Annotated in this window: 23 protein-coding genes; 11 read left to right on the top strand and 12 right to left on the bottom strand. The window is 66.8% G+C overall.

The genetic code is table 11. The features are described from left to right. Nucleotides 1–96 precede the first annotated feature (96 nt). From mftM to BST13_RS16235, 3 genes are all read right to left on the bottom strand, one after another. Complete coding sequence (gene mftM, locus BST13_RS16245; RefSeq protein ID WP_083165060.1) at nt 97–978, bottom strand: mycofactocin oligosaccharide methyltransferase MftM; 882 nt, start codon at nt 976–978, stop codon at nt 97–99. Between the two features lie 232 nt (nt 979–1,210). Continuing rightward, entirely contained in the window at nt 1,211–1,888 is a 678-nt protein-coding gene (locus BST13_RS16240) for a class I SAM-dependent methyltransferase (RefSeq protein WP_083165059.1), read from the bottom strand. 19 nt (nt 1,889–1,907) lie between these two features. Further along, complete coding sequence (locus BST13_RS16235) at nt 1,908–3,377, bottom strand: glutamate-cysteine ligase family protein (protein ID WP_083165058.1); 1,470 nt, start codon at nt 3,375–3,377, stop codon at nt 1,908–1,910. A gap of 61 nt (nt 3,378–3,438) precedes the next feature. On the opposite strand from BST13_RS16235, the gene BST13_RS16230 reads away from it, so the two are divergent. Next, nucleotides 3,439–4,578 (top strand): acyltransferase family protein, encoded by a 1,140-nt coding sequence (locus BST13_RS16230; RefSeq protein WP_083165057.1) that lies wholly within the window; start codon nt 3,439–3,441, stop codon nt 4,576–4,578. Here the strand turns inward: BST13_RS16230 and BST13_RS16225 are convergent. Further along, entirely contained in the window at nt 4,575–5,297 is a 723-nt protein-coding gene (locus BST13_RS16225; RefSeq protein WP_095533572.1) for a class I SAM-dependent methyltransferase, read from the bottom strand. The genes BST13_RS16230 and BST13_RS16225 overlap by 4 nt on opposite strands. 173 nt (nt 5,298–5,470) lie before the next feature. Between BST13_RS16225 and glpK the strand changes: the two genes are divergently transcribed. Continuing rightward, nucleotides 5,471–6,952, top strand: coding sequence for a glycerol kinase GlpK (gene glpK, locus BST13_RS16220; protein WP_245839670.1), 1,482 nt, complete (start codon nt 5,471–5,473; stop codon nt 6,950–6,952). A gap of 1 nt (nt 6,953) precedes the next feature. Here the strand turns inward: glpK and BST13_RS16215 are convergent, their stop codons facing one another. The 4 genes from BST13_RS16215 to BST13_RS16200 all read right to left on the bottom strand — a co-directional run bounded on the left by BST13_RS16215 (nt 6,954) and on the right by BST13_RS16200 (nt 9,887). Next, the gene (locus BST13_RS16215) at nt 6,954–7,634 is read right to left on the bottom strand and encodes a hypothetical protein (RefSeq protein ID WP_083165054.1); all 681 of its coding nucleotides are present in this window, start codon (nt 7,632–7,634) and stop codon (nt 6,954–6,956) included. A 4-nt stretch (nt 7,635–7,638) separates the two neighbouring features. Continuing rightward, nucleotides 7,639–8,517 carry an oxidoreductase gene (locus BST13_RS16210; protein ID WP_083165053.1) on the bottom strand — a complete coding sequence of 293 codons (879 nt, stop codon included), beginning with the start codon at nt 8,515–8,517 and terminating at the stop codon, nt 7,639–7,641. 33 nt (nt 8,518–8,550) lie between these two features. After that, on the bottom strand, nt 8,551–9,282 hold the full coding sequence (locus tag BST13_RS16205) for a PadR family transcriptional regulator (protein ID WP_083165052.1): 732 nt from the start codon (nt 9,280–9,282) through the stop codon (nt 8,551–8,553). A gap of 89 nt (nt 9,283–9,371) precedes the next feature. Further along, nucleotides 9,372–9,887: a PadR family transcriptional regulator gene (locus BST13_RS16200; protein ID WP_083165051.1), complete on the bottom strand. Its 516-nt coding sequence runs from the start codon at nt 9,885–9,887 to the stop codon at nt 9,372–9,374. A 58-nt stretch (nt 9,888–9,945) separates the two neighbouring features. Here BST13_RS16200 and BST13_RS16195 point away from each other — a divergent pair, with 58 nt between their 5' ends. The 3 genes from BST13_RS16195 to BST13_RS16185 are packed head-to-tail and all read left to right on the top strand — an operon-like array spanning nt 9,946 to nt 12,861. Beyond that, on the top strand, nt 9,946–11,256 hold the full coding sequence (locus BST13_RS16195) for a carotenoid oxygenase family protein (RefSeq protein ID WP_083165050.1): 1,311 nt from the start codon (nt 9,946–9,948) through the stop codon (nt 11,254–11,256). A 15-nt stretch (nt 11,257–11,271) separates the two neighbouring features. Beyond that, nucleotides 11,272–11,649 (top strand): hypothetical protein, encoded by a 378-nt coding sequence (locus BST13_RS16190; protein ID WP_083165049.1) that lies wholly within the window; start codon nt 11,272–11,274, stop codon nt 11,647–11,649. 9 nt (nt 11,650–11,658) lie between these two features. Next, entirely contained in the window at nt 11,659–12,861 is a 1,203-nt protein-coding gene (locus BST13_RS16185) for a cation:proton antiporter (protein ID WP_083165048.1), read from the top strand. A 2-nt stretch (nt 12,862–12,863) separates the two neighbouring features. Here the strand turns inward: BST13_RS16185 and modA are convergent, their stop codons facing one another. Together modA and BST13_RS16175 are read right to left on the bottom strand one after the other, a co-directional pair. After that, nucleotides 12,864–13,631, bottom strand: a complete 768-nt coding sequence (gene modA, locus BST13_RS16180) for a molybdate ABC transporter substrate-binding protein (RefSeq protein ID WP_083165047.1) — start codon at nt 13,629–13,631, stop codon at nt 12,864–12,866. Then, on the bottom strand, nt 13,631–14,035 hold the full coding sequence (locus BST13_RS16175) for a TOBE domain-containing protein (protein ID WP_083165046.1): 405 nt from the start codon (nt 14,033–14,035) through the stop codon (nt 13,631–13,633). Before BST13_RS16175 ends, modA begins: the two co-directional genes overlap by 1 nt. Before the next feature lie 1,066 nt (nt 14,036–15,101). On the opposite strand from BST13_RS16175, the gene glnT reads away from it, so the two are divergent. The 5 genes from glnT to BST13_RS16150 all read left to right on the top strand — a co-directional run bounded on the left by glnT (nt 15,102) and on the right by BST13_RS16150 (nt 20,323). Next, nucleotides 15,102–16,418, top strand: a complete 1,317-nt coding sequence (gene glnT, locus BST13_RS16170) for a type III glutamate--ammonia ligase (RefSeq protein WP_083165045.1) — start codon at nt 15,102–15,104, stop codon at nt 16,416–16,418. 15 nt (nt 16,419–16,433) lie between these two features. After that, the gene (locus BST13_RS16165; protein ID WP_083165044.1) at nt 16,434–17,330 is read left to right on the top strand and encodes a class II glutamine amidotransferase domain-containing protein; all 897 of its coding nucleotides are present in this window, start codon (nt 16,434–16,436) and stop codon (nt 17,328–17,330) included. Continuing rightward, entirely contained in the window at nt 17,318–18,001 is a 684-nt protein-coding gene (locus tag BST13_RS16160) for a GltB/FmdC/FwdC-like GXGXG domain-containing protein (protein WP_083165043.1), read from the top strand. Before BST13_RS16165 ends, BST13_RS16160 begins: the two co-directional genes overlap by 13 nt. Continuing rightward, a complete protein-coding gene (locus tag BST13_RS16155) occupies nt 18,001–19,338 on the top strand; it encodes an FMN-binding glutamate synthase family protein (RefSeq protein WP_029373460.1) in 1,338 nt (445 codons plus the stop codon). Before BST13_RS16160 ends, BST13_RS16155 begins: the two co-directional genes overlap by 1 nt. A gap of 337 nt (nt 19,339–19,675) precedes the next feature. Next, complete coding sequence (locus BST13_RS16150) at nt 19,676–20,323, top strand: helix-turn-helix domain-containing protein (protein ID WP_083165042.1); 648 nt, start codon at nt 19,676–19,678, stop codon at nt 20,321–20,323. On the opposite strand, the gene BST13_RS16145 is transcribed toward BST13_RS16150, so the two are convergent. Continuing rightward, nucleotides 20,312–20,929 carry a carbohydrate kinase family protein gene (locus BST13_RS16145; protein WP_142282796.1) on the bottom strand — a complete coding sequence of 206 codons (618 nt, stop codon included), beginning with the start codon at nt 20,927–20,929 and terminating at the stop codon, nt 20,312–20,314. The genes BST13_RS16150 and BST13_RS16145 overlap by 12 nt on opposite strands. Nucleotides 20,930–21,540: 611 nt before the next feature. Between BST13_RS16145 and BST13_RS16135 the strand changes: the two genes are divergently transcribed. Continuing rightward, nucleotides 21,541–22,740, top strand: coding sequence for an NAD(P)/FAD-dependent oxidoreductase (locus BST13_RS16135; RefSeq protein WP_083165039.1), 1,200 nt, complete (start codon nt 21,541–21,543; stop codon nt 22,738–22,740). A 352-nt stretch (nt 22,741–23,092) separates the two neighbouring features. Here BST13_RS16135 and BST13_RS16130 read toward each other — a convergent pair. Then, on the bottom strand, nt 23,093–23,936 hold an 844-nt coding region (locus tag BST13_RS16130; protein WP_483869186.1), incomplete at its 5' end, for an NADP(+)-dependent, decarboxylating phosphogluconate dehydrogenase.

Below are 23,936 nucleotides of genomic sequence, written 5' to 3'. Positions count from 1 at the left end.
CCGTCAAATTGTGCACCCTCGCGGCGCGCGAGCGTGACGAAAATGCTGACGTTTCACGGTGCGTCGGGCAGCAGACACGCACGCTCGCGGTGCAGGTCAACCCAGATCCAACACGAGCCAGCCACCGTGATGCTCGGACACCGTGACGCGCACGCCCGGGTGGAGCTCGCGGGCTCGCTCACCCAACCGCGCCAACTCGGCGATGTCGAACCGCCGGATGTGCCCGTAGCAGGCCTGCGGTTGCTCTTCGAACGGCACTGCGAGCACCACGCGGTCGCGGGCCAGGCGCAGCGCCTCGGCGAGCACCGCATCGCCCGTCGCGGCGGGCAGGTGTTCGAGCAGGTGTAACGCGGTGACGGTGTCGGCGGCGTTGTCGGGCATCGGTACCCGCGCGGCGTCGCAGGCCAGCGTCCGCACCGGGCGGTGCAGCCGCGCGCTGACCCGGGCCAGCAGATCCATCGTGGGAGCGCTGAGATCGCTTGCCGTCACATCGAATCCGAGCCGACTCAGCCGGAGCGGGAAAAACCCGAAGCACGATCCGAGGTCCAGCAGCCGTCGACCGGTAACCAGCTCGGCCGCGCGGCGGTGAACGGGTGCGAATGCCGCGGCGCCCGATTCGAGCGCGGTGAGGGAATTGCGGTAGAAGCGCACCCAGGCCGGGAGCCCGCCGTCGACCGTGGACCGTACGACGCCGGTGAAGACCAGCTCGAAATCCGCTTGGCCGCGCAGTATCCCGCCGAGTTGCTCGGTCAGGAGTACGGCGAGCTCATCGGAGAGCTCGCCAGGGGTGAAATCGTGTTCGACGGTCAAGGAGTCGCCGTGGCGCTGCGCGCAGAACCGGGCAGTGCACAGCGTGCCCGGATGCGCCACGTGGGGCCCGCGCCGGCGTCGCACCTGAACTCCGGGGGCACTCCACGTTCCGCGCGGGGCGGGCGCGAGCGGGTCGACCTCTACGCGATCGAATACGGCAACTGTCATGCCACACAACGCTATTGGTGGCAGACCGGCTCGCGCCCGCACCAACCGGGCGGGATTGTGGGCCGACCGGGCGGGCGAACACTACCCGGTCGGCCAGGGGAGAAAGAGTGAAAGTCCGGTCAGCCGCGACGTGCCGACACTACGTCACGGTCGCCGGGGCGCGAGTGTGACGAAACTGCCGACACCTCACGGCGTGTTGAGCGGCCTACACGCACGCTCGCGGAGCTGAGCCTCAGCCCTTGTGGGCGGTCAGCAGAAAGGCCGGGAACTTGACGCGGCCCTTCTCGTCTTTGTCGTGCGGCAGAGGCTCGACCGGGGTGCCCGGGATGGCCGTCGCGTTCGCGTGGATGAACGCCGGGCGGATGTCGTCGATCACCCAGTACTGGGACACCGCGGCGCGCACCTCGTCCTCGTCGACCTCGTTGGGCTTGGTCTCGAGCCCCTCGGGGAACGCGCCCTTGGCGAACACCAGCACGTAGTACGCGGCGCCGGGGGCCGAGGCCCGGTGGATCGAACTGAGATAACCGTCGCGTCCCTCCACCGGCAGCGAGTGGAACAGCGTCGAGTCGACCACGGTGTTGAACCGGCCGTCGTAGCCCCGGAACGACGTGATGTCACCCTGCACGAAGCTGGCGGTGCTCAAGTTGCGTTCCTGGGCGGTGCGATTGGCCGCGGCGATCGCCGTCGGGCTCAAATCCATGCCCACCACGGTGTAGCCGTCGGCGGCCAGGGCCAGCGACAGTTCCGCGTGGCCGCAGCCGGCGTCGAGCACGTCACTGCGGAATTTCCCGGCCCGGTGCAGCGCCGCCAACTCCGGCTGCGGTTCGCCGATATTCCACGGTGGCGGGCCCTCGAATTCGCCTACACCCCGATAGGCGCCGTCCCAATCCAAAACCTGATCAGATGCCATGCAATCCAACGTACGCGAGTCATTCCCAGCTGTGGACGGGCTCATTACTGTGCATCCACTGGACGTATAGCCGTAACATTTCGGCCAACGCCTGGGGCCGCGACACGCCGCCTTCTTCGATTTTCTGCACCGTCGCGACCTGCCATGCCGCACCGGTCTGCCCGGTTTTCGCCCGTCCCTCGATGACCCCCAGATACCGGTCGCACACCTCGCCGGCGACACCCCAGCGGCGCAGCCCTTCGTGCGCCATCGGCAGCAGCTGGCGTAGCACCAGTTCGTCGGGCGTCACCTCGCCGAGCCCGGGCCAGTAGAGCCGGGCCTCCATGCCGTGCTGCGCGGCCGACTCGAAATTATGTTGTGCTGCGGCGAAACTCAGCTTGGTCCAGATCGGCCGGTCCTCCTCGGACAGGGTGCGCAGCAGACCGTAGTAGAACGCCGAGTTGGCCATCATGTCCACCACGGTCGGGCCCGCGGGCAGCACCCGGTTCTCCACCCGCAGGTGCGGCAGGCCGTCGACGACGTCGTAGACCGGGCGGTTCCACCGGTAGATCGTGCCGTTGTGCAGCCGCAGCTCGGGCAGTCGCGGAGCGCGGCCCGCGGCGAGCACGGCCACCGGATCCTCGTCGGACAGCTCGGGCAGCAGCGAGGGGAAATAGCGCACGTTCTCCTCGAACAGGTCGAAGATCGAGGTGATCCAGCGCTCGCCGAACCACACCCGCGGCCGCACGCCCTGGGTCTTGAGTTCGTCGGGCCGGGTGTCGGTGGCCTGGGTGAAGAGTTCGATGCGAGTCTCGGCCCACAGCTGGTGGCCGAAGAAATACGGCGAATTGGCGCCGACGGCCAGCTGCGGGCCGGCCAGCACCTGGGCGGCGTTCCAGTTGCGAGCGAAATCGGCGGGGGAGACCTGCAAGTGCAGCTGCATGCTGGTGCACGCCGATTCCGGGGCGATGGACGCGGCCTGCAGCGAAAGGCGCTCCGGGCCTGCGATGTCGATCGTCATGTCTTCACCGCGAGCGGTGAAGATCGAGTCGTTGAGGGCCTGGTACCGCGTCGACTCGCTCATCCAGCCCGCCGAAAGATGTTCGGGCATAAGCGTCGGCAGGATGCCGACCATCACGATGTGAGCGCCGTTCTGGTTGGCCTTGATCTCCGCGGCGTTGAGGCTGTCCCGCACCTCGGATTCGAGGTCGAGTGCCGCGCGGCCGGGCAACGGGCGGGGTGGCACATTGAATTCGATGTTGTAGGCGCCCAATTCGGTTTGGTACGCGGGATCGGCGATGGAGGTCAGGACATCCTGGTTCATCATCGCCGGCTGGTAGGCGTTGTCCACCAGGTTGCATTCGATCTCCATGCCGGTCAGCGGCCGCTCGAACTCGAAGCGCGACTGCGTGAGCATGGTTTCGAACACGTCGAGGCAGAGCTGCACCTTGCGGCGGTACTCCTGCCGGTGCGCCCGGGTGTACTCGGTTTTGCTGACCTCTTCGCCCACACGCCGATGCAACAACGTCGGGGATGGCGTGCGCAGGAAAATTGCGTAATAGGCTCGGCAATTGTGTGCCCGACGAGCTGACGAGGATCAGGGCGGGCTCGAACAGGTCGGCAGCGTCGACCGCATCGCCGCGCTGACCGGGGTGCGGGCCGTCGCTGCGCTGGCGGTGATGGGAACCCATGCGTCCTACGGCACCGGGCTGCTGACCCACGGCTACGTCGGGCTGCTCGGTGCGCGGCTGGAGGTCGGGGTGCCGATCTTCTTCGTGCTGTCGGGCCTGTTGTTGTTCCGCCCGTGGCTGCGGGCGGCGGTGGACGGTGGCAGGCCGCCGTCGGTGCTGCGTTATGCGCGCAGCCGGTTCCGCCGGATCGTGCCCGCGTACGTGGTGACGGTGCTGCTGGTGTTCGGGATCTACCAGCTGCGTCCGGTGCGCCCCAATCCGGGGCACACCTGGACGGGCCTGCTGCGCAACCTGACCTTGACCCAGATCTACAGCGACAACTACTTCACCGCCTACCTACATCAGGGCCTGTCACAGATGTGGAGCCTGGCCGTGGAGGTGGCGTTCTACGCGACACTGCCGCTGCTGGCCTACCTCCTGCTCGCACTGCTGTGCCGACGCCGGTTCCGGCCGGTGCTGCTGCTCGCGGGCCTGGTGGTGGCGGCCGTGGTGAGCCCGGCCTGGCTGGTGATCCTGCACAACACCCACTGGCTGCCGGTCGGCGCGGGAACGTGGCTGCCGCACTACCTGGCCTGGTTCGCCGGCGGCATGATGCTCGCGGTACTGGCGGCGATGGGAGTGCGGTGCTACGCGCTGGCGGTGTTGCCGTTGGCGGTGGCCTGCTACCTGGTGGTGTCGACGCCGATCGCCGGGCGGACCACCGCCGTCACGCTGACCCTGTTCGAAGACATCTCCAAGACGGTGATGTACGCCGTGATCGCCACGCTGGTGGTGGCGCCGCTCGCGTTGGGCGATTCCGGCGGGTACGCCCGGTTGATGGGCAGCCGGCCACTGGTGTGGTTGGGGGAGATCTCGTACGAGATCTTCTTGCTGCACGTGGTGGTCATGGATCTGGTGATGGCGCTCGTACTGCGGTGGCCCGTCTACACCGGCTCGGCCGTCGTGCTGTTCGCTGTCACGCTGGCCGCCACGGTGCCGCCGGCCTGGCTGCTGCAGCGGCTCACCCGGCCGCGACGCTAGCCGCGGCGCGCGATCACGATCTGGGGCAGCGTGAGCCCGCTGCGCAGTTCGATCTCGATGTTCCGGTCGGCGTGCAGGGCCAGGCTGCGCAGCGCCGAGGGACTGTAGGAGCGCAGCGAGCTGATGACGCCGTCGTGGATGAACGGGATGAACGGCGCGGCAGGCAGCATCGTCGCAAGCCTCAGCAGATGCAGCGGGGCGGGCGGGCGCGGCAGGTCGATGATCAGCAGGGTGTCCGCGACGCGGGTGCCCTCGGCGAACACCCGGGACGCCTGCGTGGGAGGCAGATGATGAAACGACAGCGCGAAGACCGCCAGGTCGAAGCTGCCGTCGGCGGCGTCGATCGCCGTCGCGTCGAGTTCGCGGACCTGCGCGCGGGGATGAATGCCGAGCTCACCCGCGGACAGTGCGTCCACCGACACCCGGTCGACGTCGGAGACGGTGACGCGAGCCGACGGATGGTCGTGCAGCAGCTGACGTGACAGTCCACCGTGGCCCGCGCCGAGCTCCAGAATCCTCGGGTCGGGCACGTCGGCGACCAGGTCCAGGGCGATCGCGGCGAACTTCTCGTGGTTACGGAAGATCCGGCCGGTCCAGTCCAGGGCGTCGAGCACCTGCTGCCTGCGCGCCCCGACACCGTCGTCGCGGTCGATGTACTCCAACCGCTCGGTTTGCAGTAGCCGGTCCAGGCAGGATGCGTCGTAGCCGCCGCGCGGCATGCGCTCGATACCGGTTTTGGCCGACGTGCCGCGAGTACGAAGAGAATCAGCTCCGGGTGCCACGTAAGCCATGATGGACGTTTCGGAGAGTAGGAGCGACAGCGACTCGGGAAAGGACCACAGTGGCCGATTTCGTCGCAGCCATCGACCAGGGCACCACAAGCACCCGCTGCATGATCTTCGACCACGCGGGCGCCGAGGTGGGCCGCCATCAGCTGGAGCACGAGCAGATCCTGCCGCGCGCCGGATGGGTCGAACACAATCCGGTGGAGATCTGGGAGCGCACCGCGGCGGTCATCATGACCGCGCTGAACAAGACCCGGCTCTCCGCGACGGACCTCGCCGGGCTGGGCATCACCAACCAGCGTGAGACCACGCTCGTATGGAACCGCCACACCGGCAGGCCGTACCACAACGCCATCGTGTGGCAGGACACCCGCACCGACCGCATCGCCGCCGCCCTGGACCGCGACGGCCGCGGCGACGTGATCCGGCACAAGGCCGGGCTGCCGCCCGCAACGTACTTCTCGGGCGGCAAGATCCAGTGGATCCTGGAGAACGTCGACGGGGTGCGGGCCGCCGCCGAGAACGGTGACGCGATCTTCGGCAACCCCGACAGTTGGCTGGTGTGGAACCTGACCGGCGGCCATCGGGGTGGCGTGCACGTCACCGACGTCACCAATGCCAGCCGCACCATGCTGATGAACCTGGAGACCCTCGACTGGGACGATGAACTGTTGTCGTTCTTCGGGATTCCGCGGCAGATGCTGCCCGAGATCAAGCCGTCGTCGTCGCCCACCCCATATGGGCTGACCCGCGCCGACGGACCGCTGGCCGGTGAAGTGCCGGTGACGGGCATCCTCGGCGACCAGCAGGCCGCGATGGTCGGGCAGGTGTGTCTTGATGCCGGCGAGGCCAAGAACACCTATGGCACAGGCAATTTCCTGCTGCTCAACACCGGCGAGAAGATGGTCCGGTCCGAAAACGGCCTGCTGACCACGGTGTGCTACCAGTTCGCGGCCGCGGATGGCACTCCGGCGAAACCCGTTTACGCCCTGGAAGGTTCGATCGCGGTGACCGGATCGGCCGTGCAGTGGTTACGCGATCAGCTCGGCATCATCAGCGGCGCTGCGCAGAGCGAGTCGCTGGCGCGGCAGGTCGCCGACAACGGCGGCGTCTACTTCGTGCCCGCGTTCTCGGGACTGTTTGCGCCGTACTGGCGCTCGGACGCCCGCGGCGCCATCGTCGGGCTGTCGCGGTTCAACACCAACGCGCACGTGGCCCGCGCGACGCTGGAGGCCATCTGCTACCAGAGCCGCGACGTGGTCGACGCGATGGAAGCCGATTCCGGTGTGCACCTTGAGGTTCTGAAGGTCGACGGCGGAATCACCGCCAACCGGCTGTGCATGCAGATCCAGGCCGATGTGCTCGGCGTGGACGTGGTCAAGCCGGTGGTCGCCGAGACCACCGCGCTCGGTGCGGCCTATGCGGCCGGGTTGGCCGTCGGGTTCTGGCGCAATGCCGACGATCTGCGCGCCAATTGGCAGGAAGGCGAACGCTGGAGCCCGCAGTGGGATGACGATCAGCGCTCCAGCGGGTACGCCGGGTGGCAGAAAGCCGTTGCGCGCACGCTGGATTGGGTCGACATCGACTGAGTCACCGGGGCGGCGGGCACGTCATCAGCAGACCCTTGAGTTCGTCGTAGTACTGCACGCCAAGCATGGCGTGCCGACCCTTGTCGTTGGTCCGCTCGGCATCGGCGATCTGGCCCGCCAAGTCACCCAGCCGTCGAGCATGCTCGGCGGCCTTGCCCGAGGTCACCTGCTTTGCCTGCTCGTCGATCACCTTGGCCCACTCGTTGAAGTCGCCGACCGTCGGGCCCTGGTTGGCGGCGAACGACGGAAGGATCAGGCCCGAGCTTGCTCGGCTGGACTGCACCAGCGGCTGGGCCTGGCGGCACCCCTTGCCGGATATGTAGGTGAATGTCACCGAAGCCGCGACGACGACGACGGCCAAGGCGGACGCCGCCACCGCGAGCCTCTGGGTGCGTGGTTCGGCATCGGGAACTCGCCTGCGCCACATCACGTGCCCGAGGATTACCGCTGCCATCGCCAGCACCGACAACAAGCTGGCCTCAAGCAGGCTCCCGGCCCCGGATGCCGAGTTGGTGGCCCCCAGGGTCGCCAGCGCGGCGAGCAACACCAGCAGCCACTGCCAGAATCCGCGCCGACGCTCGTAGGCGTCGACATCGCGGAACTGGATGCCGATGGTGGTGCCGGCAGCCGCAAGCACGGCCACGAGGGCAGGAACGACGTATGCGGTGATCTCTTCGGTCATGCCCCTACCCGCCCAGCCCGTCGAGCCGGCTCTTGATGTCGTCGGGCAGCGAGATGTCCGCCACCGCAAGGTTCTCCTCCAGGTGCGCCGGTGATGACGTCCCCGGAATCAGCAATACGTTGGGCGCGACCGACAGCGTCCACGCCAGCACGATCTGCGCAGGCGTGTGGCCGAGGTCGGCGGCGGTCTGCCGGACGGTGTCGTTGCCGAGCACGGGACTGTTCGGATCGAACGCCGAGCCGAGCGGGAAGAACGGAACGAAAGCGATACCGTGCTCGACGCAGAGCTCCAGCACGGGCGCAGCACTGCGGTCGACCAGGTTGTAGGCGTTCTGCACACAAGCGATTTCGGTGTGGCCCAACGCAATCCGAAGATGTTCCGCGGAGATGTTGCTGAGGCCTATGCCGTCGATCAGGCCTTCGTCGCGGGCCGCGATCATCGTGGTCAATTGCCGCTCGAACAGGTCATGGTCGACGGCGGTGGGAACGCCGATCCCGTCGCCGTCGTGGACGCGCAGGTTCACCGCGGCCAGCCGATCGGTGTCGAGGGTCCGCAGGTTTTCCTCGATGCCGCGGCGCAGTTCGTCGGGGTCTTGGGCGGGTAGCCACTGCCCCTGCTCGTCGCGGCGGGCGCCGACCTTGCTGACCAGGGCGAGGTCGGACGGGTACGGGTGCAGCGCGGCGCGGATCAACTCGTTGGCGACGGCGGGCCCGTAGAACTGTGCGGTGTCGATGTGGTTGACGCCCAACTCGACTGCCCGCCGCAGCACCGACAGAGCCTGCTCGCGGTCTCGCGGCGGGCCGAACACGCCGGGCCCGGGCAATTGCATGGCACCGAACCCGACGCGTGACACAGCGAACGAACCCAAGGGGAAGGTCTGCATGCCGGTCAGCCTACGCAGACCGTCCCCGCGGTCTTACTCCTCGCCGAGGATCTGGTAGATCTCGCGGCGGGCGCCGTTGACGATGTCGAGGATGCGCTGCTGCTGCTCATCGCTTGCGGTGTGCACCGACTGGGCGACGGCACCCATCAGCTGTCCGATCGCGGCGCGCAGGTTGACGGCATTGGGATCGGCATCTTCGGCGATGGCATCCCACGGTGCGGTCTCGATCTGATCGGCGGCCGCGCGGCCGTCCTCGGTCAGCTCGAAAGTCTTCTTGCTGCCTTCGCTTTCGGCGGCCGGGGCGATCAGGCCCTCGTCGACGAGCAGTTGCAGGGTGGGGTAGACCGAGCCGGGGCTGGGCCGCCACAGGTTGTTGCTGCGCTCGGCGATCTGTTGGGTCATCTCGTAGCCGTGCATCGGGCGTTCGGTGAGCAGCTTGAGGATCGCGGCGCGGACGTCACCGCGCCTGCCACGGCTGCCGCCGCGTCCACCTCGGCCGCGGCCACGGGGTCCGCCGCCGAAGCCGGGGCCGAAACCCGGACCGAACCCGGGGCCGAATCCGAAGCCGGGCCCGAACCCGGGACCACCGAAGCCACGACCGAACGGGCCGTGGTGGCCTGCGGACTCTTCGCGGACGTGATCGCGGAACTCGCGCCGGGCGCGGCGCCGCTCATCGTGCAGGGCGCGACGGTCGCCGGGGCCGAAGCCGAAACCGAAGCCGCCGGAGCCGAAGGGGGGATTGGGGGGTGTGAATGGGGTGTTCATGGTGAGGTTCTCTCTTTCGACAGGAAGCACGGGATGAACTTCCGATGCGTTAACGATATATCGGAATCTATCGCGATGCAACGGTCGGTCTATCCGCGTTCGTCGAGACGGGCGACGACCCACCGCGCCCACTCCGCCTGCATGGCGTTGAAGCGCAGTCCGTAGACCAGCGCCGCATGCCCGTAGGGGTCGTCCTCGATGCACGGGATCGACGCCTCGAGCTCTCTGAGCCGCTCGATCTCCGCGGTGGAATGGTCGGCGAGCGCCAGGAGGTGCTCGCGCGCCTGGTCGGGCGGCAGTTCGCCGAGCAGGAAGACCCGGAGCAGTTCGGCGCTGCGCTCGGGCGGGTCGTCGGCCGGATTGCAGATCCATCGCATGAGTTCGTCGCGTCCGGACGGGGTGACCCGGTACTCCTTGCGGCCGCGTGGACCGATGTCGGACACCTCGATCAAGCCTGCCGCGGCCAGCTTGTTGAGCTCGCCGTAGAGCTGACTCTGGGTGGCGGGCCATACGTTGGCCATCGACTTCTCGAACCGTCTGAGCAGGTCGTAGCCACTGCCGGGGTGCTGCGCCAGGAGGCCGAGCGCAGCCATTCGCAAACTCATGCCGACAGCCTATCGTCCACTATTGACATGTCATAAGTGGAATGTCACCGTAGATGGCATGACCTCAGCCCTGCCCATCGGCGAAACCGACTTCTTCCGGCGCGGCAACTACGCGCCCGTCGCGGACGAACTCACCGAATACGACCTGCCCGTCGAAGGCGCCATCCCGCCCGAGCTGGACGGTTGGTACCTGCGCAACGGGCCCAATCCGCGCCAGGCGACCGCCCACTGGTTCACCGGCGACGGGATGATCCACGGCGTCCGCATCGAAGACGGCGCCGCCAAGTGGTACCGCAACCGCTGGGTGCGCACCGACAGCTTCATCGAGGACTTTCCGCTCTACAACGCCGACGGCAGCCGCAACCTGAAGGCCGCGGTCGCCAACACTCATGTGGTGAACCACGCCGGCCGGACTCTGGCCCTGGTGGAGAGCTCGCTGCCGTACGAGATCACCAATGAGCTGGAAACGTTGGGCGCCTACGACTTCGGCGGCAAGCTCGTCGATTCGATGACGGCGCACCCGAAGATCTGCCCCACCACAGGCGAACTGCATTTCTTCGGCTACGGCAGCATCTTCGAGCCCTACGTCACCTATCACCGGGCCGACGCCGCGGGCGAACTGACCGTCAACCAGCCCGTGGATGTCAAGGCGCACACCATGATGCACGATTTCGCGATGACGTCCGGGCACGTCGTCTTCATGGACCTGCCGGTGGTGTTCGACCTCGACGTCGCCATCAAGGGCGAGGGCGACATGCCCTACCGGTGGAGCGATGACTACGGAGCCCGCTTCGGCGTCATGCGCCGCGACGATCCGACCGCACCGATCCGCTGGTTCGACATCGCCCCGTGCTACGTTTTCCATGTGGCCAACGCCTACGAAGCGCAGAATTCGATTGTGCTGCAAGCGGTCCGGTATCCGGAACTCTGGCGGGACAACGGCGGGTTCGACGCCGACGGCGTGTTGTGGGAATGGCGTATCGACCTGACCTCGGGCACCGTCGCCGAGCGGCAACTCGACGATACCGGCGTGGAGTTCCCGCGCATCGACGACCGGCTCGCGGGTCTGAACGCGCGTTACTCCGTGGCGGTCGGCTCCAACGGCTGGATCCGCTATGACCTGGCGGCGGGTACCTCGGTGCGCCACGACCTGGGTTCCGGCGGGCCCGGCGAGGCGGTGTTCGTTCCCGGCGCAGGCGCGGCCGACGAGAGCAACGGGTGGTACCTCGGCTACGTCTACGATCCCGAGCGCGACGGCAGCGATCTGGTAATCCTCGATGCCTGTGACTTTGCTGGGAAGCCGGTCGCGAAAATCGCGCTGCCACAGCGTGTTCCCTACGGATTCCACGGCAACTGGATCAGCGGATAAGTAACGTATCGGGCCATGGCGGTGAAATGGCTCGACAAGCCCGAAGATCATGATTTCGACGCGGCCGCGGACTACCTGTCGCTGCTGGCCGAGTCCGACGCGGTCGACAAGACGGTGGCGGCGCTGAAGAAGGCGCCGCCCGTCACCCGCAAGGCGAAGGACATCCTGCGCGCGGCCGGGTTGGCGCTGCTGCCGGAGACCAACGCCCATGTCCGCGCTGACCTGTTCAAGATCAGTGGCGGCAAGAAGTTGTCGCCCATCCTGCTGGTGCGCGGTGACGGTCGCAAAGGCGCGGCGCTGCAGGTGGCCGACGGCTATCACCGGGTGTGCGCGAGCTACCTCACCGACGAGAACACCGGGATTCCATGCCGCCTGGTGTCCTGGCAACCGTGACGCGCTGAGATGGCGGGCATCGGCTTCGGCACGCTCGCACTCATCGTGGTGATCGGGCTCACCGGCCCGGCGCTGGCGTCGGTGCCGCGGCTGCGGATCCCGGTGGTCATCGGCGAGCTGATGGCCGGGATCATCTTCGGCAGAACCGGATTCGGCATCATCGACCACACCGATCCGACGTTCTCCTTGCTGGCCAACATCGGCTTCGCGCTCGTGATGTTCGTCGTCGGCACCCACGTCCCGGTGCGAGATACCTCTCTGCACAGCGCGATTCCCAAGGCGCTGGCGCGGGCGGTACTCGTGGGCGCGGTGGCCGCGGTCCTCGGTGTGGTGCTGGCCCGGTCGTTCGGTACCGGCCACGCGCTGATGTACGCCGTGCTGATGGCCTCGTCGTCGGCGGCGTTGGCCCTGCCGGTGATCGACGGGCTGCGGTTGCAAGGCCCACAGGTGCTGTCGGTCACCGCGCAGATCGCCATCGCCGACGCGGCGTCGATTGTGTTGCTGCCCTTGGTGATCGACATTCAACGGGCCCCGCGCGCCGCGCTGGGGGCGCTGGCCATCGCCGGCTGCGCCGTGGTGTTGTACGTGCTGCTGCGCGCGGGAGACCGGGCCGGCTACCGCAAACGTCTGCATCACTACTCCGAGGACCACCAGTTCGCCCTGGAACTGCGGATCAGCCTGATCCTGCTGTTCACCCTGGCTGCCGTGGCCATCGCCACGCACGTCTCGATCATGCTGGCCGGGTTTGCGTTGGGCCTGGTGATGTCTGCCATCGGCGAGCCGCGCCGGCTGGCCCGGCAGCTCTTCGGCATCACCGACGGGTTCTTCGGACCGCTGTTCTTCGTCTGGCTGGGTGCCTCACTGCAGGTACGCGAACTCGGTCAGAATCCCGCGCTCATCGTGCTCGGTGCCAGCCTGGGCTTGGGTGCGGTGCTGGCCCACGCCGCCGGCCGGGTGACGGGCCAACCGTTGCCGCTCGCAGTGTTCTCTGCTGCTCAACTCGGGGTTCCGGTGGCCGCCGCGACACTGGGCACCGAACAGCATCTGCTCAAGCCGGGGGAGGGGTCGGCGATGATGCTCGGCGCGCTCATTACCATCGCCACGACGTCGGTCGCCGGAGCGCTGGCGGCCAGGTCAGCGGCAGCCAAGCAGCCACCTCCGTCCGCGCCGCCACCCAACGCGCCCCCGGCAGCGGCGCCGCCGACCTCCTGAACTCAGGGTTTGGCGAACCCCGCTTTGGCAAGCGCCTTCTGCCCGGCCTCGCCCGTCACCAGGTCGACGAAGCGTTGGGCCGCCGCGCTGTGTTTCGACTGCTTGAGCACCGCGATTGGATAGGTGTTGACGGCCTGCGCGGCTTCGGGGAACGACACAGCGGTCACCTTGTCGCCCGCGCCGGCCGCGTCGGTGACATAGACGACTCCTGCGTCGGCCTGGCCGGTGGTGACCTTGTTGAGCACGTCTGTCACAGACGACTCTTCACTGACGGGGGCCAGTGTGACGCCCGTGGACTGCTCGACCTTCTGCGTCGCCCCGCCGCACGGCACCGGCGGGGCGCACACCACCACGCTGACACCGGGTTTGGTCAGGTCACGAAATGACGTGATGCCCTTGGGGTTTCCCGGCGCCACCGCGATGGTCAGCGTGTTGGTGGCGAAGTTGACGGGGTTGCCTGCGAGCAGACCGGCCTTGGCGGCCTTGTCCATGTTGCGGGTGTCGGCCGAGGCGAACACGTCCGCAGTCGCGCCCTGGGTGAGCTGCGTGACCAGGTCAGACGACCCCGCGAAGGAGAACTCCACAGACGACCCCGGGTTGTCGGTCTTGTACTGGCCGGCGATCTCGGTGAATGCCGATTTCAGCGACGCCGCGGCGAACACCGTGATGGCCTCGCCCGACGACGAGCTCGGCGCCGAGGTGGAGGTGGACTGGCAGGCTGTGGTCACTGCCAGTGCCATCACACCGGCGATGGTCAGCGTACGGAGCATCAGATTCCTTTCGGGGTCTCGACGATCACGGTGGTCGCCTTGACCACCGCGACGGCCACGCTGCCGGGCTCGAGCCCGAGCTCATGCACCGACTGACTGCTCATGAGCGATACCACCGTCAGCGGCCCGCACTGGATCTCCACCTGTGCCATCACTCCGTCGACGATGACGTCGGTGACCAGCCCGGCGAACCGGTTGCGTGCCGAGCTGCCGATGCCCAACGGATCCTTCGGTGCCGCACTGGCATTGGCGCGCGCAAACGCCGCAAGCGCGGCGCCGTCGAGCACCTTGCGGCCCGACGCGTCGAGTTCGGCGGTCAATGCGCCGTCATCGATCCAGCGGCGCACGGTGTCGTCGCTGACCCCGAGCAGTTCGGCTGCCTCACGGACCCGGATTTTCGGCACGGCGTCAGCGTAACGACGACAGCCAGGCCCAACAACCGCATCTACGGGTAAATGTTGCTGATTTCTCCGCAGGCGCGGTAGATGACGGCCGCTTGGGGGAACCCGAAGGCTCTGCAGCGCCGCCCCCGGCGGCGTGGACCGGCCCGCTGCCGGCCGTGCCGAACTCGACGCGGTCGGCACCGCGGAGTTTCTTCCGAACCCCGTCGACTGGTTAACCAAGATCGACGGCGGTGGCCGAAAGAGCCGTCCAGGAAATGCGGGCGCAGAAGTGTGAACGGCGGCTCCGCCCGCGCTGCGTGCCGCCCTCCGGCCGCGTCCCGGCCTGCCGGGTCCGTTTGAGTCGAGATGCACTGTGGTGCATGATCAATGAACCAGTACGGCGGCCCGCACTGTGGCGCGCGGCACATCTGTGCGCAGCTGTGTCGCAAAGCACACCGCCCCGGGCTCGATCGGTACCGAAACGCGGCGCAGGGGTGCGCTGCAACCCGTCGATCGCAACCTCGTGGCTGTCGAATCAAGTTGTCGCAGAACTGAAGTGGTGCCAGCGACGGCGCGGATCGGCATGCGTCATCGACCCGACCCCACCCCCGTCGAGCTGTTGTCGACTCATTTGCCATGCCATAACTGTTGGCGCACAACAAAATCCACGTTGATCAGAACTCTCGGTGCGGTCTCGGCCCGTGGCCGCCATGGGTTGCCAGTTGTTTGCTGGCGATGCTCGATGAGGCCCGTCGGGAGGGGTCTGGCGGCGTGATCCGAACCGGTTGTCGGGCGGTCTCGTCGAGCCCCGCCGATCGTTGTGTCACCCGCGACCGGCCGGTCCGACGATTGCGGCTAAACCCAAGGTCAGGCCCGTCTATGCCGGGCCTGCGGACACTGCGCTTCCCGTAGGCTGGGAGGCGCTCGCGTATATCAAACGGTGGCCGGTCGCCCGCCGAATCCCCCGCACTCGGAGCTTCGACGGGCGGCGGAGAAATTGCCTTGCCCAACTCTCTTGCTCAAACGTTTCGGCGGGTGTTTACTAGCGGTATACGAAGATTCCTACCACGAGACAAGGTGCATAAATATGTCCCCTGACCTCGAACTTGCTACCCTGGCTGAACAGTCAGGAACGAAGTTCATTCTCGCAATGTTTGTTGACTTGCGAGGGAAGCCCTGTGCCAAGCTGGTACCGGTCGAAGCCATCGACGAACTTACCAAGGAAGGCGTCGGCTTCGCCGGTTACGCCGCTGGGGCCATGGGGCAGGAGCCTAAAGACCCCGATCTGATCGCCGTTCCCGATCCGGTGTCGTTCACCCCGATCCCCTTCGTCAAGGAAGGGCTGGCGCTGGTCCATTGCGACGTTTACGTCGAAGGCAAGCTGTGGCCGTACGCCCCCCGCAACATCCTCAAGGCCATGATCAAGCGCGCCGCCGAGGCCGGCTTCGAGCCGTGGATGGGCGCTGAGGTCGAGTACTACCTCCTCAACCGCGACGCCGACGGCACGCTGCACACCGCGGACCGGAACGACCTGGCCGCGAACCCCTGTTACGACGTGCGTGGCCTGACCCGCATGTACGACCACCTCTCGGGCATCTCCAAGGCGATGAACCAGCTCGGCTGGTCCAACTACGCCAACGACCACGAAGACGGCAACGGCCAGTTCGAACAGAACTTCCAGTACGCCGAAGCTCTCGTCACCGCCGACCGCGTCGTGACGCTGCGCTACCTGCTGGCGATGAGCGCCGAAGAACGCGGCATGATCGCCACCTTCATGCCGAAGCCGTTCTCGGACCGCACCGGCAGCGGCCTGCACTTCCACATCTCGCTGACCAGCGGCGGCACCCCGGTGTTCCCGACCGACGAGGATCCCCGTGGCCTCGGTCTGTCAGAGACCGCCTACCACTTCATCGGCGGCATCCTGGAGCACGCGAGTGCCCTGCAGGCTGTTATCGCGCCGACCGTGAACTCTTACAAGCGCACTCGTGCGGTCGCGGTGACATCGGGTTCGTCCTGGGCACCGAACAGCCCGACCTTCGGTGGCAACGACCGCACCCACTACATCCGCATCCCCGACAACCAGCGCATCGAGCTGCGCGGTGGTTGCGGATCGGCCAACCCGTACCTCGCGGCCGCGGCGGCGATCGGTGCTGGCCTTTACGGTGTCGCCAACAAGGTGGATCCGGGCGAGCTGGGGGCGCAGGCTACCCACCGTCCCGCACTGCCCGCGACGCTGATTCACGCCGTGGAGACGCTGGAGTCCGACCCGGTGATGATGGAGGTTCTCAACGCAGCCGGTGACGGTGTGGCGGAGTACTTCACAAACCTCAAGCGCGATGAGTTCTTCGCGTACCACAGCCAGGTTAGTTCCTGGGAAATCGATCAGTACCTGACGGCATTTTAAGAAGGGAGACCAACAATGTGCGGAATTGTGGGGCTGCATCTGCGCAACCCCGAACTGTATCCGAGGCTGGGCGAACTGCTCACCGGGATGTTGTGCGAAATGTCCGACCGCGGAATGGATTCGGCGGGTGTGGCCGTCTACGGCGACCCCAACTGGACGCCGGCCGGACAGGGCGCCGTGTCGCTGCTGGAGGTTGACGCCCCGGCTGACGAGGTTGCGGCTGCCGTCAGTGAAAAGGCGGGCGTCGCCGTCAACGTGCGCATCCTCGATGCGACCTACCTGTTGACCGCTGCGATCGACTCCGACGCGCTGCTCGCCGCTGCTCGCGAGGCTCTCCCCAACGCGCTGGTCGTCGGCTTCGGCTCCGACCTCGCCGTGCTCAAGGGCGTGGGCGCTCCGCGGACCCTCGCGGAGGCATGGGGCTTGCCGAAGGCTCAGGGTTGGCAGGGTGTGGGGCATACCCGCATGGCCACCGAGTCCGCCGTCACCCCGGCCGGGTGCCACCCCTACGCGGTGGGCACCGGTCAGTGCCTGGTGCACAACGGCTCGTTCTCGAACCACGCCACCGTGCGCCGGGATCTGCGCCGCGAAGGTGTGACCTTCGACAGCGAGAACGACACCGAGGTGGGCGCCCGTTTCGTGGCGCATCAGCTGGCGCAGGGCCGCGACGTCGAGACCGCACTGAAGGAACTGTGCGCGACGTTTGACGGGTTCTACACCCTGCTGGTGTCGAACCATGACTCGTTCGCCGTTGTCCGCGACGCGATCTCGTGCAAGCCTGCCGTGATCGCCGAGACCCCTGACTGGGTCGCGATGGCGAGTGAGTACCGCGCCCTGGCACATCTGCCGGGTGTCGAGAACGCAAAGATCTGGGAACCGGAGCCCGAGGTGGTGTACGCATGGAGCCGTTGACATTCGACCTGGAGAAGACGCCGCTGCGGGAGGTCAACACCGCCCTGCACGCAGCGGATCTGTCCGGTGAGTTCCTCATCAAGAACCCGGCCGGGGCGCACAACGTCGCGGTTGGTGTCAACGCACCGGTCAAGATCACGGTCGACGGACACCTGGGCTACTACGGCGCAGGCATGAACCAGCAGGCCGAGATCACCATCAACGGAAACGCCGGCACCGGCGTCGCCGAGAACATGATGAGCGGCACCGTGTGGGTCAAGGGCAACGCCTCTCAGTCCGCGGGTGCGACCGCCCACGGCGGCCTGCTCGTGATCGAGGGCAACGCCTCGGCGCGGTGCGGTATCTCGATGAAGGGCGTCGACATCGTGGTGGGCGGCAACGTCGGCCACATGAGTGCCTTCATGGCGCAGGCCGGACGCCTGGTCATCCGCGGCGACGCGGGTGAAGCGCTTGGCGACTCGATCTACGAGACGCGAATCTACCTGCGCGGCAACGCCGCATCACTGGGCGCTGACTGTATCGCCAAGGAGATGCGGGCCGAGCACCACGAGGAGCTGGCCAAGTTGCTGAAGGCGGCAGGGTTCGAGGATGACGACACTGCCTCCTACACGCGGTACGGGTCTGCCCGCAACCTCTACCACTTCCACGTCGATCACGCCGGAGCATACTGATGAGCCAAACAGACGACGACCGGGCCAGGCTCGGCCTGCGTGAGTCCGCCACCTTTGACCGGACCACGATCGCCGCTATCCAACGGGCCGCTGACACGGGTATCTACGACATCCGTGGCTGGGGCGCCAAGCGCAAGCTGCCGCACTTCGACGACCTGCTGTTCCTCGGCGCGTCGGTTTCTCGGTACCCGCTCGAGGGCTACCGCGAGAAGTGCGCCACCAATGTCGTGCTGGGTGACCGGTTCGCGAAATACCCGCTGAAGCTTGACATTCCGATCACCATCGCAGGCATGAGCTTCGGTGCGCTGTCCGGACGTGCCAAGGAGGCCCTGGGCCGCGGCGCCAGCGCGGTGGGCACCTCCACCACGACCGGTGACGGCGGCATGACGCCGGAGGAGCGGGGCCAGTCGAAGAACCTGGTCTACCAGTACCTCCCGTCGCGCTACGGCATGAACCCCGACGATCTGCGTAAGGCAGACGCCATCGAGGTCGTGCTCGGGCAGGGTGCCAAGCCGGGTGGCGGCGGCATGCTCCTCGGTCAGAAGATCTCCGAGCGCGTTGCCGGCATGCGTACCCTCCCGCAGGGTATCGACCAGCGTTCGGCGTCGCGGCACCCCGACTGGACCGGCCCGGATGACCTGGCCATCAAGATCGCGGAGATCCGTGAGATCACCGACTGGGAAAAGCCGATCTACGTCAAGGTGGGTGCCACCCGCACGTACTACGACGTGAAGCTGGCTGTCGCTGCCGGTGCCGATGTGGTCGTCGTCGACGGCATGCAGGGTGGTACCGCGGCAACCCAGGATGTGTTCATCGAGCACGTCGGTATCCCGACGCTGGCCGCGATTCCGCTGGCGGTGCAGGCACTGCAGGAGCTGGGCATGCACCGCAAGGTGCAGCTGATCGTCTCCGGCGGTATTCGTAACGGCGCCGACGTCGCCAAGGCATTGGCGCTGGGCGCCGATGCGGTGGCCATCGGAACCGCTGCATTGATTGCCCTGGGCGACAACGATCCTCGGTACGCCGAGGAGTACGAGAAGCTGGGCAGTGCCGCCGGCTTCTACGACGACTTCCAGGACGGAAAGGATCCGACGGGCATCAGCACGCAGGATCCCGAGCTGGCCGCCCGCTTCGACCCGATCGAGGGTGGTCGTCGGTTGGCGAACTACCTGCGGGTGCTGACGCTGGAACTCCAGGTCATCGCACGCGCATGCGGTAAGGCTCACGTGCAGCACCTGGAGCCCGAGGACATGGTGTCCTTGACGGTCGAGGCCGCGGCGATGTCTCGCATCCCGCTCGCCGGAACCTCGTGGGTCCCGGGAACGTCGGCCTACTGAGTCGAGCAAGGGTTGGTGATTTCACCGTCCGGTAACCCCGGGCGGTGAAATCACCGCCTTCGGCGCCCGCATGGCGCGGCGTCACGCACTGATCTATGAACAAGGTTGTGGTGGAACGCAATTCGAGCGGATCCGGGATGGTGGGGCGAGTTCTCCGGGCCGGTGCGTTTCCGCAGGGGGAGTATTCGGGGGCGGCGCCTGGCGTCGTCGGACGGAAGTCCCCCGAATTCTGCTGCATGATCCCTTATCGCTCCTAACGTGTGCCGTCGGCAATGAGGGGGAAACGCGTGCGTACCAGCATTACCGCCGCGATAGTCCCAGAAACTACAGTGAACTGGTGACCGAAGCCCCGCTCTTGCGTAACGTCTCGGGCATCGCGAGGGATCGCGGCCCGGACGAGTCGATCGAGGAGCTCGAACTCGAGACGGCCATTGCTCGGAATGTCCGGCAGCTGCGCCAGCAACAGGGGCTGACCCTCGGCGAAATGGCTGCCACGGTGGGCATCTCGAAAGCGATGCTGTCCAAGATCGAAAACGCCCAGACCTCGTGCAGTCTGTCGACCCTTTCGCTGCTCGCCAAAGGCCTCGATGTGCCTGTGACGTCGCTGTTCCGCGGCTCGGACACGGCACGGCCCGCTGCATTCGTCGAAGCTGGTACCGGAGCACGCATCGCGCGTGACGGTACGCGCGAAGGCCACGAGTACCAGCTGCTGGGCTCTCTGCGCGGCGAGCACAAGCGGCTTGAGTGCCTGCACGTGACGCTGACGGGAAAGAGCCGCACCTACCCGCTGTTTCAACACCCGGGTACCGAATTCATCTACATGCTCGAAGGCGTGATGGATTACAGCCACAGCCGCTCGGTGTACCGGTTGCACCCCGGCGACTCGCTGTTGATCGACGGCGAAGGCACGCACGGGCCCGTGGACCTGATTCAGATGCCCATCAGTTTCCTGTCGGTGATCACCTTCCCCGATTCACACGTCTAGGTAGCCCGCCTGGTGCTCGGTGGCCGAGGTGATTGCCTGTGCCACATGAAGATTCGCGTCGTGCAGGATTGCTCGAAGGTCGTCGAGGCCTACCGATCGCAGGCTCCGATCCGTGCCGCAGTCCAGCAGATCGCGGGCCCTCAGCGCCTGTAGCAGCCCGGCCACGAAGGCGTCCTCCCACTCGGCGGGGTCGGTCCCCACGGCTCGATGGGCACGTATCCGCACGGAGCCGCCTCTGGTGTATGCCGTGGCCGCTGTGTCGGCATCGGTGACGATCAGGATGGCCGGGCCCCGAGACATCAACCAGCGGATCGCATCTGCCGGTCGGTCACCGGGACGCAGCCAGGCCAGGTCGTCATCGCTGAGCGTCACAATGCCGCTGCGCGAGAGCATTTCGTCGATTCGGGCGATCAAGGTGGCCCGGGAGGCCGTCGTCGAATGCCGGGTGCAGACAGTGCTGCGGAGAGCGGCAGGCCGGCCGCTGCCAGGACTGCCCGTGGTGTCTGTACCGAACGTGGTCAGCCGGGCCGCTTTGGGGGCTGCAGAGGCGTTTCTGACCAGGGTGTGCCGGCTTGCTTCCGAGCTGGTTCCGGTCATGACGGTCATAATTCGTCTCCTCGTCGGAGAAGTCGGGGCATTACATCCCATCCAGGGTCGCGCCAACAATGACGACGGGGAACGCCAATCCGGGTGGTTTCATCTACCCGTTGGGGTAGGTCGCTTCCTCATCGAGCGCCAGGGCGGCATCGTCGGATGAAGCGGTCGGAAACCTCAGCACCACACGCGAATCCGACGAAATCCGCGTCAGCGGGGCTCGTGGCAAGCGGGAATGCGGCCTTGAACTTGCGTGGCGGCGAGGGCGCCGGACGGCGGAATCCGGGCAGGCCGCAAGAAAGCAAGCTCGAGAGAAGATTTCCCTCCATTAGATACTGTTTATTTCCGCGAAACAGTAGTAGCGTTAACTCCAATCCACTCACGGTGGATTTTGTTAACTCACAGTACTACCGCTGCGCGAAGGGAAGCGACATGGCGTTGATCACCGTGTCCTTCTGGAAAGTGTCGTCCGCCAAACTTGCCCCGTCGGTTGGCGGAGGGCAACGCGCGATCGTGTGCTCGATCGTGTTCGCCCGCCGACTATAACCCCTCACAACCGTTGAGTCCGTAACGCAGCCCTGACCGCACCCAACCCAACACACCACTGGCAGAAAGTCATCATCATGTCTGAAACTCCCACCACGGCCGACGTCGTAATCGTGGGCGGCGGTTTGGAAGGCTGTTCAGCAGCCTGGTCGCTGGCCCAGCGCGGCATCACCGACGTCACCATCCTGGAGCGCGACACCGTCGGCTCGGGCGGCACGGGGAAGTCCTCCGGCGTCGTGCGCTGCCACTACGGCGTCAGCTCGCTGGCCGCCATGGCGACCCGCAGCCTCGAACTCTTCGAGAACGCCGAAGAGATCCTCGGTGAGGACGTCGGCTTCCACCAGACCGGCTACGTGGTTGGCGTGGGAGAGCAGAACGTCCAGGCCATCAAGGACTCGATGGCCGCCCAGCGCGCCGTCGGTGTGCGCACCGAGGACATCGACAAGTCCGAGGTCGCCAAGCTGTGGCCGGTTGCCGACCTGGAGCCATTCGCCGCGTTCGCATGGGAAGAGCGTGGTGGATACGGTGACGCCTACCAGACCGCGCAGGGCTTCGCCGCTGCCGCTCGCCGCAAGGGCGTCCGCCTGCGCCAGAGCACCACGGTCAGCGAGATCATCGTCGAGAACGGCAAGGCCACGGGTGTGCGCCTGGCCGACGGCAGCGTCGTCTCGGCCAACACGGTCGTCCTGGCCGCAGGCCCCTGGTCGGTCGCGCTGCTGGCTCAGCACGGCATCGAACTGCCCATCACGGTGCACCGCGAGCAGATCGTGCTGATCGATCCGGGCCAGGACCTCGGCAAGGTTCCGGTGTTCTCCGACCTGGTGTCGCTGCAGTACGTGCGCCCCGAGGGCTCCGACGGCCAGATCCTGTTCGGCAACTCCGCGCTCGACGTTCTGGAGCCGGCTGACCCCGACAACTACCTCAACCGCGCCGACGACGAGTTCATCGACCTCACCGTCGACAAGATCACCACGCGGTTCCCCGGCCTGGAGAACCCGTCGATCGCGTCCACCTACGCCGGGTGCTACGACGTCACCCCGGACTTCAACCCCGCGATCTCGAAGACCGACGTCGACGGCCTGATCGTCGCCGCGGGCTTCTCGGGTCACGGATTCAAGATTGCCCCCGCCGTCGGCAAGCTCATCGCCGACCTGGTCGTGGACGGCACGAGCTCCGACGCCGACATCCCGGCCGAGGACTTCCGCCTGTCCCGGTTCGCCGAAGGCAAGCTGCTGAAGAGCCCGTTCCCGTACGTCGGCGCGGGGCAGATGCGCTGATCCCCGATCGTCACCCGAGCACTGTCCAGTTCGGGCAGTGCTGGGTGACGATGGCGCTGAAGCCGGCCCGGTCTCGGGCGTCAGAAGCGTTCACCAAATCGGCCTTGCTGCACGAAGGACATTGCAGCAAGGCCGATTTGGTCGGTGCGGACAGTCAACGAGTTCCCGCCCACTGCATCACAATTCGTATCGCCCGAGGGCGACATCGCGGCCACCGATCTGCGGTCGCCGGATAAAAGCCGACAGCGGAACCCCCAGCTGAGATGGTGTCGTGCAGGACAGTTCATCCGCTGGGAGTTCCGCTGTCTCAGGGCCCCCCACCTGGCGTGTCACATTGCCAGCGGCCCGGTCTCTAGGCCTGGATTTCGGTGCGGTCACCGCTCCAGAGGGTGTGGAAGCGCGCGGTGGGTTCGGCGTCGGTGCGGCCGTAGGTGTGGGCGCCGAAGAAGTCGCGCAGACCTTGGGTCAGCGCGGCGGGGAGGCGTTCGGTGCGCAGCGCGTCGTAGTACGACAGGGATGAAGAGAAGCCCGGGACCGGGATGCCCAGTTGGGTCGCGGTGACGACGACGCGGCGCCAGCCGTCGACGCCGGATTCCACGGCGTCGCGGAAGTAGGGGGCGGCGATGAGCGTGGCCAGTTCGGGCTCGGCGTCGTAGGCCTCTTTGATGCGGTTGAGGAACTTGGCGCGGATGATGCAGCCGCCGCGCCAGATGGTGGCCAGGTCGCCGGGGGTGATGTTCCAGCCGTATTCGGCGCTGCCGGCCTGGATCTGGTTGAAGCCCTGGGCGTAGGCGATGATCTTGGAGGCGTAGAGCGCTTGGCGGACATCTTCGATGAATTGCTGGGTGTCGCTGGGCTTTTCGCCGAGGGTGCCGGAGGTCAGGCCGGCGGCGGCGTTGCGTTGGGCGACGGAGCCCGACAGGGCGCGGGCGAAGACGGCTTCGGCGATGCCGGTGACGGGCACGCCCAGGTCGAGCGCGGACTTGACGGTCCAGCGGCCGGTGCCCTTCTGCTCGGCCTCGTCGACGATGAGGTCGACGAGCGGTTTGCCGGTCTTGGCGTCGACCTGGCGCAGCACCTCGGCGGTGATCTCGACCAGGTAGCTGTCCAGCTCGCCGGTGTTCCACTCGGCGAACACGTCGGCGATCTGCGGGGCGGTCAGGCCCAGGGCGTCGCGCAGCAGCTGGTAGGCCTCG

Origin of the sequence: Mycobacterium aquaticum (genome assembly GCF_002086485.1) — a bacterium.
Taxonomy (GTDB): Bacteria; Actinomycetota; Actinomycetes; order Mycobacteriales; family Mycobacteriaceae; genus Mycobacterium; species Mycobacterium aquaticum.
The sequence above is the reverse complement of the archived record's forward strand: the minus strand, read 5'-3'. Positions and strand labels throughout refer to the sequence as shown.

Bases quoted from the DNA above. Each gene is read 5' to 3' on its own strand.
- mftM (WP_083165060.1), bottom strand. From the start codon at position 978: ATGACAGTTGCCGTATTCGATCGCGTAGAGGTCGACCCGCTCGCGCCC.
- BST13_RS16240 (WP_083165059.1), bottom strand. From the start codon at position 1,888: ATGGCATCTGATCAGGTTTTGGATTGGGACGGCGCCTATCGGGGTGTA.
- BST13_RS16225 (WP_095533572.1), bottom strand. From the start codon at position 5,297: ATGCCGCGCGGCGGCTACGACGCATCCTGCCTGGACCGGCTACTGCAA.
- glpK (WP_245839670.1), top strand. From the start codon at position 5,471: ATGATCTTCGACCACGCGGGCGCCGAGGTGGGCCGCCATCAGCTGGAG.
- BST13_RS16215 (WP_083165054.1), bottom strand. From the start codon at position 7,634: ATGACCGAAGAGATCACCGCATACGTCGTTCCTGCCCTCGTGGCCGTG.
- BST13_RS16210 (WP_083165053.1), bottom strand. From the start codon at position 8,517: ATGCAGACCTTCCCCTTGGGTTCGTTCGCTGTGTCACGCGTCGGGTTC.
- BST13_RS16205 (WP_083165052.1), bottom strand. From the start codon at position 9,282: ATGAACACCCCATTCACACCCCCCAATCCCCCCTTCGGCTCCGGCGGC.
- BST13_RS16200 (WP_083165051.1), bottom strand. From the start codon at position 9,887: ATGAGTTTGCGAATGGCTGCGCTCGGCCTCCTGGCGCAGCACCCCGGC.
- BST13_RS16195 (WP_083165050.1), top strand. From the start codon at position 9,946: ATGACCTCAGCCCTGCCCATCGGCGAAACCGACTTCTTCCGGCGCGGC.
- BST13_RS16190 (WP_083165049.1), top strand. From the start codon at position 11,272: ATGGCGGTGAAATGGCTCGACAAGCCCGAAGATCATGATTTCGACGCG.
- BST13_RS16185 (WP_083165048.1), top strand. From the start codon at position 11,659: ATGGCGGGCATCGGCTTCGGCACGCTCGCACTCATCGTGGTGATCGGG.
- modA (WP_083165047.1), bottom strand. From the start codon at position 13,631: ATGCTCCGTACGCTGACCATCGCCGGTGTGATGGCACTGGCAGTGACC.
- glnT (WP_083165045.1), top strand. From the start codon at position 15,102: ATGTCCCCTGACCTCGAACTTGCTACCCTGGCTGAACAGTCAGGAACG.
- BST13_RS16165 (WP_083165044.1), top strand. From the start codon at position 16,434: ATGTGCGGAATTGTGGGGCTGCATCTGCGCAACCCCGAACTGTATCCG.
- BST13_RS16160 (WP_083165043.1), top strand. From the start codon at position 17,318: ATGGAGCCGTTGACATTCGACCTGGAGAAGACGCCGCTGCGGGAGGTC.
- BST13_RS16155 (WP_029373460.1), top strand. From the start codon at position 18,001: ATGAGCCAAACAGACGACGACCGGGCCAGGCTCGGCCTGCGTGAGTCC.
- BST13_RS16145 (WP_142282796.1), bottom strand. From the start codon at position 20,929: ATGACCGTCATGACCGGAACCAGCTCGGAAGCAAGCCGGCACACCCTG.
- BST13_RS16135 (WP_083165039.1), top strand. From the start codon at position 21,541: ATGTCTGAAACTCCCACCACGGCCGACGTCGTAATCGTGGGCGGCGGT.